Raw genomic sequence first — 11,849 nt, 5'->3', positions numbered from 1 at the left:
GTTATCCAGCAATGTCAAAGAACCATACAACCCAGAGAAAAAATCAGACCAACACGCAAATCACTCTGCGCATCCGCCCAACAAATCCTCAAGATACCCCAGTCTCTCCTGAGCGTCTCAACCGTCTTTCCAGTCCGTCAGGCCGCCTCTCCGACCCGTCACCACCGCCTCAGCAGCGCCGGTGAAGGGGGTTCTAAGGTTATCCAACACGAGCCGCAAGCGGAAAATAGCATCTCGGCGAATTTTTTTGCAGATTTTCATTTTATCATTTAATATCAGTAACTTGACTGCCTGACAGCAGCGGAAATTCCTACATCATTGACGCCCGGGACCACGGGCTCGGCTGCGGCTCTCAGGCTAGTAGATTCGCGCCCCACAATATATTGTGCGCATCGCGCCCTGCGCCACAACGACGAGCGACTCGCATCGTGCGGCACCCGCCCTGTCGGCCACGCTTCACCGCTGGAATCAGAGAATGCTCCCGCCATGCGCGATGGCGGCTACGGTGCTTGAATGACCCGCAGAAGTTGCCCGAGAGCCAACCACAGCCTAGCATGATCCGCAAAAGCCCGACTTGAGTTCATCGCACCGCCCATCCGCGCAAGGAGGCGCCCATGTCTTTCGATCTGATGACCTACCAACCGCGGGGGGACAAGAAGAACTCGGACTTCTTCCACGAATACCTGCCGAAAATCTATCAGCGCCGACAAGCCTCGGGCATCGCCGAGCAAGTCGGCCAGATGGCGGCCATCATCCTCCAGGTGGAACCCGAGGCGATCTTTGACACTTTGGTCGAACTCTATGTCATGACCCCCTATCGCCATGCTGCAAGCTACCTGGGGGCGACGCATCGGTTTTCCGTTCTGCACGCGCATCCGGACTTTCCTGCGTTGATCCTGATGGCCCCGCTCAGCGCCGGCTTCGAGGACTATGTCTCGCGCCTGAATCGAATGTACCCGCTCGCCCGGGCGAAACCGCACACCCGCTATGTCGGCGAAGTCTTTGCCGCGCGCGATCTGAACGATCTGCGCCGTACCCTCGAGGATCAGAACATCCGCTTCGACTATGCCGGCGACACCGAAAACCCGTTTTATACGTTGGACGGGATGCTGTTCACCACCCCGTCGGATTTCACCTGCAACCGGGTCGGCTACTCGGCGCTGGACTTCAACGACCCCGACAGTCTGGGCCTGGGCGACCGACTGATCCTGAGCGCGACCGAGCAGGACCGATTGGCAAGGGCCGCCGAGTTCGGCACGGACAGCGGGATCGCGCCGCTGATGCTGGGCCTGGACCATCTGGCCACGCGGGTGCTGGCCGGCGAGCGCGAGGATGCGATCCTCGAGTTTCTGACCATGGTGCCGTATTATTTCTGGGGCGCCTACAACATCGCCGAGATGAACTCGTCGACCAATGTCAACCGGCACCCCGGCGTGGACGACGACAAGAAATCACCGGCCAAGGTCTTTACCGCAAACAACACACCGTCCTTCGTGAACTCGTTTGCCAAGCTGCCGATGCCCACCGAGGACTTCGTGCGCAATTTCGGCCGGCGCCTGCACCACATGGCGGTCGAGATCCGCGACGGTGACCATGCCGGCGGCGAAAAGAACGTGGATTTCGTGGTCAACACGTTGAAGGAAAAAGGCGTTCCGTTTCTCGCCCATGTCGTCGGGGAATGCAAAGACGACCCGAACCTCAAGCAGATCTTCTCGAAACACTCGAAACATACGCTGCTGATCACCGAGTATATCGAGCGGTGCCACCACTATGACGGCTTTTTCACCAAGGACAACGTCGCCGCCCTGACCGCCGCCGCGGGTCAGGACGAACAATACCGGCACGGAAACGTCTTCGATTGAAAAAAAGGCTGCGGAATTCCGCAGCCGATGCCTTCAGGAGAGAATGCCGGACCTTATGATGGCCCGATCATGAAACAGGTGACGTTGCGCGCCTTCAGACGGCGACAGGCCAGATCGGCCTGCTCGCGGGTCATGCCCTGGAACGTGGCCTCGAACCCCTTGGAGCTCTGGTTCACTTTGCGCAACGAACCTTCCAGCGTGGTCATTTCCGACAGCGCCGTCTTCAGCAGCACCTTCTCGGCCTCGTACCGCGTTGCGAAACGGCCCACATTGACGCCCCACAGATGGCCGCCCGAGGTGGACAGCCGCGTGACGATTTCCTGTTTGGGCTCGGCCGCGGGCGGTTCGGTCGAGGCCAGCACCAGGTTGTCGGGCCGCAGGGCCGGGCGCGTGTCGGCGGTTTCGACCGGCGGGGCCGTGGGCGCGGTCTGGGCGGCGGCGATTGCCTGGGCGATGCTGTCCTGGATACGGGGCGCGTTCTTGGCGGCCGTTTCGGCCACTGCGCTCGCGACTTGAACCGCGACCCCTGCCCCCGGACGCATGACAGGGCGCAAACTCTGTCGCGGCGCGCCGATCGCGCGCGCCACCTGGGTGCCGCCCAGGCCCGCATTCCCGGCATAGGCCGGGCGAGACGGCTTGCGGATCGGGGCGCGCGACGGGGCGCGGCGGAACCCGAGGTCCAGCAACTCGGCCACCTTGGCGTTGCGCCAGGCGCTGGATTTGCCGCCGAACACGGTGGCGATGATGCGTTCGTTTCCACGCTTGGCCGAGGCCACCAGGTTGAACCCGGCTGCGCGCGTATAGCCGGTCTTGATGCCGTCGGCGCCCTTGTACGCGGCCAGCAGGCGGCGGTTGGTGTTGGGCACCGACTTGATGCCGGCATAGGTCGATTGGCGCGAGAACAGGTTGTAGTATTCGGGATAGTCGTACAGCAGGTGCCGGCCCAGCGTGGTCATGTCGCGGGCGGTGGACAGGTGGCCCGGTTCCGTCAGCCCATGCGCATTCTTGAAGGTGGTGCGGGTCATGCCCATCGCCTTGGCCGTACGGGTCATGCGGCGCGCAAAGGCCGCCTCGGACCCGCTGAGCGCGATACCGATGGCGGTGGCCGCATCATTGGCCGATTTCACCGCCGCGGCCCGGATCAGGTAGCGGAACGCGATCTTCTGTCCGGCGCGGAGCCCGAGTTTCGATGGCGGCTCGGCCGCCGCCTTCTTGGTGATCGTCACGGGGGTGTCCAGGGTGATCTCGCCGTTCCGAACGGCCTCGAACGCGATATACAGCGTCATCATCTTGGTCAGCGAGGCCGGATGAAGGCGGGCATCGGCATTGCGCGAATGCAGAACCTCGCCGGTGCGTGCGTCGATCACCATCGCCGCGTAGGGCGCGGCCAGCACCTGAGTCGCCGAAACCACAGCGACCCACATCACCGCAATGAGGAACAAGCCCGTCCGGGCCGGAATCATCCGCCGAAACTGCACGATCTTTGCCTCTGTCTGCCTCGCGCCGCCGGATTTTTCCGGTCGGCATTTTTGTTGATTGCCCTGACGATAGCACAGGCCCCGCATGAAATAAACCGAAAGCTGCCCGCACCCGCCGCTCCTCGGGCGTCGGGTCACCTCTACATCTTGGGAACCCTATCGCGCGGGCCACCACGGAAGCCAAAGCGGCAAAATCAAGGCACGGGGGGCGGTCAAACAATCATCCGGTGCGCCCTATTCGACACAGGTCACCTGAAACGGTCGATCAGCGCCGGAAGGTGGCCGAGATGCTCGATCTCGAAAAACCGGGGGTGGCCGGATGGGATCTCGGCCCGCTCGATGTCCCAGACCAGCCATGTGGAACATGCACACCCCAGGCGCCGGCCTGAATCGGGGCGACGACATCGGACCGGATCGAGTTGCCCACCATCATCACCCGGTCCGGCGCGTGACCGAGACGGTGGAAAATGGCGCGATAGGTTTGTGGGTCCTTCTCGGACACGATCTCGACCGCGTCGAACAGATCGCCCAGCCCCGACTGCGCCAGCTTGCGCTCCTGGTCGATCAGATCTCCCTTGGTGATAAGCGCGATGGCATGGGTTTCGGCCGCGGCCTCGACCGCCGTGCGGGCGTGCGGCAAAAGCTCGATCGGATGGGCCAGCATGTCTTGCCCCGCCGCGACCAACTCGCGGATGACGCGGGCCGGAACCCGGTCGTTGGTGACGTCCAGCGCGGTTTCGATCATCGACAGGACGAAGCCCTTGATGCCATAGCCATAGTGCCGGATGTTGCGCCTTTCGGCCTCCAGAAGTCGGTCCATCAGGTGGGCGCGATCGGCATAGTCCGCCAGAAGCTCGGCGAAACGCGCCTGGGTCAGCTGAAAGAACCGTTCGTTGTGCCACAGCGTATCGTCGGCATCGAAGGCAATGAGGGTCAGGTTTTCATGCATTCCGATTCCGCCGGTTGCTCTTTCCTCTGGGGGCGCTGACGTTATATAAGCCCTGAAACGACCCGAAATGTGAATCGGAAAATCTCGGTACAATGCTGACTGCCCGTTGGATGATGGCTGGCAAATCGGATGACGATGGCGACACGTCCATCCTTGTCCAAACCAAGCCCAAGACCAAGCGCCCGCCGCTGTACAAGGTGCTGCTGCTGAACGACGACTACACGCCCATGGAATTCGTGGTGCATGTGCTCGAGCGGTTCTTCGGCATGTCGCACGCGCAGGCGTTCGAGATCATGTTGACCGTCCACAAGAAGGGCGTGGCCGTGGTGGGTGTATTCAGCCACGAGATCGCCGAAACCAAGGTGGGACAGGTGATGGATTTCGCCCGCCGCCACCAACACCCTCTGCAATGCACCATGGAGAGAGAGGAGTAGGGCCGCGTGCCTCGGTCCCACAGCCCATGTCCACTCGTCTTCATCTTGCCCTGCAACAGGGCCTGACCCTGCCCGAGCCGGTTTCGGTGATCGGCCCGACGCCCGGGCATGACCTTTCGATGCTGCCGGGCGGCACGCAGGTCGTGCAACCGTTCAAACCGTCTCACGACCATTTTCAGGCGCAGGGGTTCGACGCCACGCCCCGGGCCGATGCGCCCTGCGGCAGCGTGATCCTGTTTCTGCCGCGCGCCAAGGCGCTTGCGCGGGCGATGATCCATCAGGCCATTCAGCGCACCGGTGGTCCGATCGTCGTGGACGGTGCCAAGACCGACGGCATCGACAGCCTGCTGAAAGACATCCGCAAACGCGTGGTGATCGAGGGTCCGATTTCCAAGGCACATGGCAAGATCTTCTGGTTCCGCGCCGGTGCCGACACTTTTGCCGACTGGGCCGCGCCGCAGGACCAGAGCGCCGACGGATACCGGACCGCGCCGGGCGTGTTCTCGGCCGACGGGATCGACCCCGCCTCGGCCCTACTGCGCAAGACCCTGCCGGCCAAGCTGGGGGCCAAGGTGGCCGATCTGGGTGCCGGCTGGGGGTACCTGTCCGCCGGCGTTCTCGAACACGACTCGGTGACCACCCTGCATCTGGTCGAGGCCGACCACACCGCGCTCGGCTGCGCCCGGGCCAACGTGGACGATCCGCGCGCCCGGTTCCACTGGGCCGATGCAGTGACCTGGGCCGCGCCCGAGCCGCTGGACGCCGTGGTCATGAACCCGCCCTTCCACACCGCACGCAGCGCCGACCCGTCGCTGGGTCAGGGCTTCATCGCGTCGGCGGCCCGCAATCTGTCGCGCTCGGGCAGTCTGTGGATGGTGGCCAACCGCCATCTGCCCTACGAAACCACCCTGTCCGAGACCTTCGCGCGGGTCGAGGAACTGGCCGGAGACAACCGCTTCAAGGTGTTCCATGCCTCTCGCCCTCGGCGGTGAAGCCGTCTAACCTGCGCCGCGAATCTGGAGGAACCGCATGTCCTTTTCCATAGCTGGCAAGACCGCCATCGTGACCGGAGGCGCAAACGGCATCGGGCTGGCGATCGGCCGCCATTTCGCCGACGCGGGCGCCAACGTGATGTTCGCCGACATGGACGAAAAAGGCCTGGCCGACGAATTGGGCGAACAGGTCGATGAAGGCAACATCCGGTATTTTGCCGGAGACCTGCGTGAAAAACTGACCGTCGCCAACCTGCTGTCCGCCACGCTGGACGCGTTCGATCAGGTGGACATCCTGGTCAATGGCGCGCGGCAGGTGATCCCTTCGGACCCGCTGGACCCCGAAGACGACTCGGTGCGCGCCCTGCTGAACCAGAACCTGATGCCCACCCTGCGGCTGAGCCAGATGGTTGCCAACCGGATGATCAAACAGGCCAAAGACAGCGAAGACAGCCAGATCGGCTCGATCATCAACCTGTCCTCGATCGCCGGGCGCCGCACGCATCCCGACCTGCTGGCCTATTCCGTGGCCAGCGCGGCGCTGGATCAGCTGACCCGGTCGCTGGCCGTGACCCTGGCGCCGCACCGCATCCGCGTGAACGCGATCGCGCTCGGCTCGGTCATGAGCGCCTCGTTGCAGACGACCCTGAAAGACAACCGCGACTTTCGCAGGGACATCGAGAAGCACACGCCGCTGGCCCGCATCGCCGCCCCGACCGAACTGACCGATACGGCGCAATACCTGGCGTCCGAGGCCTCGGGTTTCATGACCGGCCAGATCCTGACAATCGACGGAGGCCGCACCCTGCTGGATCCGGTCGCCGCCCCAGCCCACTGAGCCCCATGTTCGATACCGAAAAAGCCACCGCCTCCGCCTGGTTCCGCAGCCTGCGCGACCAGATCGTCACCGCCTTCGAAGCGCTGGAGGACAGCCACGACACCGGCCCCTTCAGCGAGGCCGCGCCCGGCCGGTTCGAGGTCAAGGAAACCCGGCGCCAGTCGGAAGATGGTTCCGACGCGGGCGGCGGTCTGATGTCGGTCATGCGCGGCGGCCGCGTGTTCGAGAAGGTCGGCGTCAACGTCTCGACGGTTTACGGCACGCTGGGCGAACGGGCACAGCAGGCGATGGCCGCGCGCAAGGGCATCCCCGGCATGGCCGACGACCCGCGGTTCTGGGCCTCGGGCATCAGCCTTGTGGCGCATATGCAAAACCCGCATGTCCCGGCCGTTCACATGAACACCCGCATGTTCTGGACGCCCCATGCCTGGTGGTTCGGCGGCGGTTCCGACCTGAACCCCTGTATCGAATACCCCGAGGACACGGCGCATTTCCACGCCACGCAGAAGGCGCATCTGGACCCGCACGGGCCGGGGCACTATCCGCGTCTCAAGGAGTGGGCCGACGAATACTTCTACATCCCGCACCGCAAGCGCGCGCGGGGCGTCGGCGGGATCTTCATGGATGACTACTGCACCGGCGACTGGCAGGCCGATTTCGCGCTGACCCAGGACATCGGCCGGGCCTTCCTGCCGGCCTTCCTGCCCCTGGTGGAAAGACGGCGCGTGCAGCCCTTTACCGAGGCGGACAAAGACACCCAGCTGATCCACCGCGGGCTCTATGCCGAATACAACCTGGTCTATGACCGGGGCACGAAATTCGGCCTGGAAACCGGGCATGACCCTGACGCCGTGTTGATGAGCCTGCCGCCGCTGGCCAAGTGGGTATGAGGGTCAGAACCCGAAATCCATGAAATTGTCATAGCAGTAGTTCTGCGCGGACGAGGCAGACATGTTATCGCCCACCCGGTTGACGGTGATCGAATATCCCGGCGTGGTGTCTGCGCCCGGCGGCGGCTTCAACGAGAACTGGACCGTTCTGGCCCCTTTCTCGTAGGCTTTCCAGACATAGATCCGCTGCGAGCGCGGCACGCCCAGTTGGCGGATGGCATAGTCGCCGATGCCGCACCAGTAATTGACCGCCGCAGACGAGCCGATCGCCTTTACCTCGTAGATACCATCGCCGACGGGGCGGATTTCGGTGCGGTAGGTGGGGCGGACGCTGAGGCCAAAGCCCCGCGCCTGCGCCGCGAGCGGCGCCAGAAGAGATGTGCAAAGCAGAAAGAACACAAGGAAACGCGCCATCGGAAAACCTGTCAGCTGAAACTCGATGCCGTTCATGTTAAGGCACGGGCCCCTCGAGTAAAGCCACATTGGCCCACCCGCCAGTCGCCGGTGCACACGGCAAGCCGGGCACCGCCGCCACGGGGCGCGGAAACGATTGACCCGGGCGCGCCGACGTCCATAGATGCAGGGCAGGCATATTCGACAGGACAGGACACCCGCCATGCTGCACGAAACACCGGGATTGCTCGACGCCATCCGCGCGCGCTTTGCCCACGTGGAAAGCTGTCCGTTTCAAGGGCCGCGCATATTCTTCGAAAACGCGGGGGGCGCACTGACGTTGAAATCGGTGGTCGACACGTCGGCCCGGTTTGCGGCCATCCCGGACAATCAGGGGCGGGACAACATGGCCAGCCACGCCCTGGTCGACATTATCAATCGGGCCAAGGCCGATCTGGCGGTGTTCATGAACGCCTCCTCGGGGCAGTTCTTCGTGGGCGAAAGCGGCACCGAGCTTTTGTTCCGCATGATCCGCACGGCCTGCGTGAACGCGCCCAAAGGGGCAAAGGTGATCGGCAGCAGCATCGAACACCCGGCCAGCCGCAGCGCCGCGCGCCGCTGGGCCGGAATCGCCGGGCTCGATTATGTGAGTGTGCCCCACGACGATGCGACCGGCCTGGTCACGGCGGCCGACTATGCCGCGCGCATGTCGCCGGATGTGGCCGTGGCCACGATTCTGCATGCCTCTCCGGTGACCGGCATGGGAATGGACGTGGCCGCCATCGCCCGCGCGATTCGGTCGGTTTCGCCAGACTGTTTCATCATCGTGGACGGCATCCAGCACGCCGCGCACGGGCAGTTGGACATTGACGGCTATGGCGTCGATGGTTATGCGATTTCCCCCTACAAGGTGTTTTCGCGGCACGGTTACGGGGTCGCCTGGATTTCGGACCGGCTGACCGCCCTGCCCCATGACCAACTGATCGACGCCCCCGCGGCCGGCTGGGAATTCGGCACCCGCGACACAGGCGCCTATGCGACGATGTCCGACGTGGTAGACTATTTCGACTGGCTGGGCGGGCAGGTATCCGATGCCACCGACCGGCGCGCCCGGATCGAGGCCGCCGGGCGCGCGATCCACAGCTATGAAACGCATCTGACCAACGTGATGATCAACGGCACCGGCAACCTGCACGGTCTGCGGGACATGGATCATGTCACGATCCTGGCCGGCGCCGAGAACCCGGCACGCGAAGGGCTGGTCTCGATCGTCGTGCGCGACATGCCTTCGGCCGAGGCGGTCTCGCGCCTGAACGCGCAAGGCATCCGCACCCACACGCGCAAGGACGACCACTACAGCGGCAACGTCCTGCGACCGCTGGGCATGCCGGACTGCATCCGGGTCTCGCTGTGCCATTACAACACCGAGCATGAGGTGACGCAGTTTCTGGCGGCGATGCAGGACATGAAACGCAAGCGGTGCATCTAACCCCGCCTGACGCACCTATCCTCTCGTGAAGTGGTCCCGGTTTTTCGGACAGCTTGGCAGCGCTTCCAAGGTGTATCCGGGTTGGTTTTCATACCGCCAATTTCTGATCTCGACCGTGCCAGTATGCTTCCCTGGGCGTTTTGCGCTCAAGGGAGGAACGGGGCCGCTCGACGAAGATGTTGATCCGTTGCCCGGCAGTGCATTGCGCGGCAATGTCACGAGGGTGGAGGAACCGGCCCTTGCCGTCCATCGAGATGCGGACGCCGGATCGGCCCAGCCGGTCGGTTCAGGCAAACCAAGTGAACCGGCTGCCCTGATCCGTGTTCATGATCTCGGGCGAGCCGAGGCGAAGGATGGCCTCATTCAGCGCATCGACTCAGAAGCCCGCCTCCGGCGTGTTCGAGATGCGCCAGGGCGAGATGGTGTCCGTCGTCAGTTTTTCCGGCAAGCACGGGTCGCTTCGTAACCGAGGCTCTGGTTCGATTTCTGATTGAGTTTGGGCGGCCGCGGCCTGGTTCTGCAACCCGCGTTTACGGAGTGTCTGCTTCTTGATCTGTTCTCTCATCTTCAGTTTTTTGCCCCGGCCGTGATCGACATCGGCGGGCGTCAGGTCGTCCAAGCTCTCGCGGTATCGAAGGTTGCTGCAGCGGTCGACGAAGGAACGGATCTGGCACTCCAGGTCGCCGGGCAGGAAGTCGTTTTCCAAGAAAACTCGGTTTTTCATGGCCTGATGCCATCGCTCGATCTTGCCTTGGGTCTTGGGGGTGATGTGGCGCAGCGCGAACGTGACTCATGCCCTTGTTCTCGAGATAGTCGGTCAGCTCGGCGGCGACGAAAGTTGTACCGTTGTCACAGTGAAGGCGGGGTTCTGCACGACGGTCGCGCTGTTGCAACCGGACGCCGCCAGCGCCAGGTCCAGCGTGTCAGTGACGACTGCGGCCTCATCGTCGTGCAGAGCTTTCAGGCGATGATGTAGCGGCTGCAGTCGTCAAGAGTGGAACTGAGATAGAACCAGCCCAAGAGGCGGCTTCACGACCAGGATCCACCTCTGCGCCAATGCGGCGGGCCTGCCCACGAGAACCCCGATCACACCGGGTCAGGCATCCGATTGTCTCGGGCTCGACCTGGTCATGGCCGACAACCTGCCCGAGCCGAAGGTTCTCCTGACGGACAGGTACTATGACGCCGACGGCATTCGGGAAAAGATGAATGCGCGTGCATGTTTTGGCCCAGATTCCCATGCGCAAATCCCGCAGGATGCGCATCGGCGTCGATCACTTTCTGTATTCCTTGCGCAACTTGGTCGAGCGGTGTTTCAACAAACTCATGAACGCCCGCCGCGTCGCCACACGCTACGACAAGACCGCCGACAGTTTCCTGGGCTTCGTGGCCATCACGTCCATCCGTCTTTGGCTGCGCCATTTGTCAACATAACTCAGGTTTTTGGCGGGGCGATGGGGGCAGATGCGGGGTATCTGGCAGCTTGGATGAGCCCAAACACCACCCGGAGTGCGAGTTTAACGTCCGGTTTGGGCTTTCAACACCCAAATTGTGGTTGTAAAAGCAACGCGTGGCCCGGTAGCTCAGCTGGATAGAGCAGGAGCCTTCTAAGCTCTTGGTCGGGGGTTCGAGTCCTCCCCGGGTCGCCAAAGTGGTCGGTTGCTGACGTTCGACATCCAAAGTCCGTTTTTACGACAAAAAACGGTTTTTTGAATTGCACTCGAATCTACCGTCCTTTTAGCGCAGTTCTTTCAACAACTTGTGTGTCGTGTAGCGGTTCGTTCATTCCGGCCGGGTTCGATGGCGCAAACCAAACAGGATGCGTTGACACGCAGCACGTTAGGTGTTCCTCATTCGTTCCACAGGTTCCGGAACCTTTCACGCCCATCAGCCCCGCCCGCCCCGGCGGTGTGGACAACGGTGCGACAAGCCCTGTCGCGCCACGAAAGGATTCTGCGATGTCCCGTGCCACCACCACGATTCCATTTCATACGCTGCGGTTCGAAGACGACCTGCCGACGCTGCACGAGGTCGAGCGGCGTCTGAAGACATTCCTGCGCGGCCTCCGCAGGCAACGCCAGACGGCGCAGACCGGTGACGATGATGACGCTTCCGAAAAGATGGACCAGTTCTTCGACTATCTGAATGAGGCCGAGCGGCGGAAGATCCGGCGTCGCGCGCACCGGTACGTGCAGCGGCTGGACGCCCGGTCCGGCCTGTCTCATCTGAGCGAGGAGAATTGCGCCAAGCTGACGCCCTTGCGTGGCGGGCTGCCGGTCACCCGCATCAACACCGAACACGAGGCGGATGAGATCGCCGCCGCGCTCCACGCCGAGATGCCCTGGATGGCGCCCGCCACCGAAGCCGTCTGGCACGGGCTGCGGGCCTCGGCGCGCGAGGGCCTGCCGGGTGTCCGGTTCACCCCGCTCTGTCAATCGGCATTCAAAACTGACCCTGTATCGGCATCCAATTTTGACCCCCTTTGGTGGTTAGCAGGCCCGACGCTGCGTAGTCTCCAATTAAC

The 11,849-nt window shown here is 63.1% G+C and carries 8 protein-coding genes, 1 tRNA gene and 5 pseudogenes; 10 read left to right on the top strand and 4 right to left on the bottom strand.

The features are described 5' to 3' along the window. Both F3H26_RS19785 and F3H26_RS18425 read left to right on the top strand, forming a co-directional pair. Positions 1-273 (top strand): annotated as a pseudogene (locus tag F3H26_RS19785) (hypothetical protein); the annotation flags it as partial. 341 nt (positions 274-614) lie between these two features. Continuing rightward, complete coding sequence (locus F3H26_RS18425; RefSeq protein WP_149777438.1) at positions 615-1,862, top strand: hypothetical protein; 1,248 nt, start codon at positions 615-617, stop codon at positions 1,860-1,862. Positions 1,863-1,915: 53 nt separating this feature from the next. Here F3H26_RS18425 and F3H26_RS18420 read toward each other — a convergent pair whose 3' ends face one another. Together F3H26_RS18420 and F3H26_RS18415 are read right to left on the bottom strand one after the other, a co-directional pair. Beyond that, complete coding sequence (locus tag F3H26_RS18420; RefSeq protein WP_223162576.1) at positions 1,916-3,286, bottom strand: D-alanyl-D-alanine carboxypeptidase family protein; 1,371 nt, start codon at positions 3,284-3,286, stop codon at positions 1,916-1,918. A 302-nt stretch (positions 3,287-3,588) separates the two neighbouring features. Beyond that, positions 3,589-4,289 (bottom strand): annotated as a pseudogene (locus tag F3H26_RS18415) (HAD family hydrolase). 92 nt (positions 4,290-4,381) lie between these two features. Here F3H26_RS18415 and clpS point away from each other — a divergent pair. The 4 genes from clpS to hemF are packed head-to-tail and all read left to right on the top strand — an operon-like array spanning position 4,382 to position 7,443. After that, positions 4,382-4,723 (top strand): ATP-dependent Clp protease adapter ClpS, encoded by a 342-nt coding sequence (gene clpS, locus F3H26_RS18410; protein ID WP_005980724.1) that lies wholly within the window; start codon positions 4,382-4,384, stop codon positions 4,721-4,723. 26 nt (positions 4,724-4,749) lie between these two features. Next, positions 4,750-5,715, top strand: coding sequence for a class I SAM-dependent methyltransferase (locus tag F3H26_RS18405; protein WP_149777437.1), 966 nt, complete (start codon positions 4,750-4,752; stop codon positions 5,713-5,715). Between the two features lie 37 nt (positions 5,716-5,752). After that, positions 5,753-6,553, top strand: coding sequence for an SDR family NAD(P)-dependent oxidoreductase (locus F3H26_RS18400; RefSeq protein WP_149777436.1), 801 nt, complete (start codon positions 5,753-5,755; stop codon positions 6,551-6,553). Positions 6,554-6,558: 5 nt separating this feature from the next. After that, entirely contained in the window at positions 6,559-7,443 is an 885-nt protein-coding gene (gene hemF / locus F3H26_RS18395; RefSeq protein ID WP_149777435.1) for an oxygen-dependent coproporphyrinogen oxidase, read from the top strand. Between the two features lie 3 nt (positions 7,444-7,446). On the opposite strand, the gene F3H26_RS18390 is transcribed toward hemF, so the two are convergent. Continuing rightward, positions 7,447-7,857, bottom strand: coding sequence for a hypothetical protein (locus tag F3H26_RS18390; RefSeq protein ID WP_149777434.1), 411 nt, complete (start codon positions 7,855-7,857; stop codon positions 7,447-7,449). A gap of 202 nt (positions 7,858-8,059) precedes the next feature. On the opposite strand from F3H26_RS18390, the gene F3H26_RS18385 reads away from it, so the two are divergent. Further along, entirely contained in the window at positions 8,060-9,325 is a 1,266-nt protein-coding gene (locus F3H26_RS18385; RefSeq protein WP_149777433.1) for an aminotransferase class V-fold PLP-dependent enzyme, read from the top strand. Positions 9,326-9,824: 499 nt separating this feature from the next. Here the strand turns inward: F3H26_RS18385 and F3H26_RS19775 are convergent. Next, positions 9,825-10,342, bottom strand: a pseudogene (locus F3H26_RS19775) (DDE-type integrase/transposase/recombinase); the annotation flags it as partial. Between the two features lie 2 nt (positions 10,343-10,344). Between F3H26_RS19775 and F3H26_RS18375 the strand changes: the two are divergent. The 3 genes and pseudogenes from F3H26_RS18375 to F3H26_RS18365 form a co-directional block, all read left to right on the top strand. Further along, a pseudogene (locus F3H26_RS18375) lies at positions 10,345-10,759 on the top strand (IS5 family transposase); the annotation flags it as partial. A 138-nt stretch (positions 10,760-10,897) separates the two neighbouring features. Then, positions 10,898-10,974, top strand: a tRNA-Arg gene (locus tag F3H26_RS18370). Between the two features lie 309 nt (positions 10,975-11,283). After that, positions 11,284-11,849 (top strand): annotated as a pseudogene (locus F3H26_RS18365) (hypothetical protein); the annotation flags it as partial.

The sequence above is a fragment of the Ruegeria intermedia genome, from assembly GCF_900129345.1.
In the GTDB taxonomy this organism is placed as follows: Bacteria; Pseudomonadota; Alphaproteobacteria; order Rhodobacterales; family Rhodobacteraceae; genus Ruegeria; species Ruegeria intermedia.
The sequence above is the reverse complement of the archived record's forward strand: the minus strand, read 5'-3'. Positions and strand labels throughout refer to the sequence as shown.

Excerpts from the sequence above, each read along its gene's own strand:
- F3H26_RS18400 (WP_149777436.1), top strand. The coding sequence starts at position 5,753 with ATGTCCTTTTCCATAGCTGGCAAGACCGCCATCGTGACCGGAGGCGCA.
- F3H26_RS18385 (WP_149777433.1), top strand. The coding sequence starts at position 8,060 with ATGCTGCACGAAACACCGGGATTGCTCGACGCCATCCGCGCGCGCTTT.
- clpS (WP_005980724.1), top strand. The coding sequence starts at position 4,382 with ATGCTGACTGCCCGTTGGATGATGGCTGGCAAATCGGATGACGATGGC.
- F3H26_RS18425 (WP_149777438.1), top strand. The coding sequence starts at position 615 with ATGTCTTTCGATCTGATGACCTACCAACCGCGGGGGGACAAGAAGAAC.
- hemF (WP_149777435.1), top strand. The coding sequence starts at position 6,559 with ATGTTCGATACCGAAAAAGCCACCGCCTCCGCCTGGTTCCGCAGCCTG.
- F3H26_RS18405 (WP_149777437.1), top strand. The coding sequence starts at position 4,750 with ATGTCCACTCGTCTTCATCTTGCCCTGCAACAGGGCCTGACCCTGCCC.
- F3H26_RS18420 (WP_223162576.1), bottom strand. The coding sequence starts at position 3,286 with ATGTGGGTCGCTGTGGTTTCGGCGACTCAGGTGCTGGCCGCGCCCTAC.
- F3H26_RS18390 (WP_149777434.1), bottom strand. The coding sequence starts at position 7,857 with ATGGCGCGTTTCCTTGTGTTCTTTCTGCTTTGCACATCTCTTCTGGCG.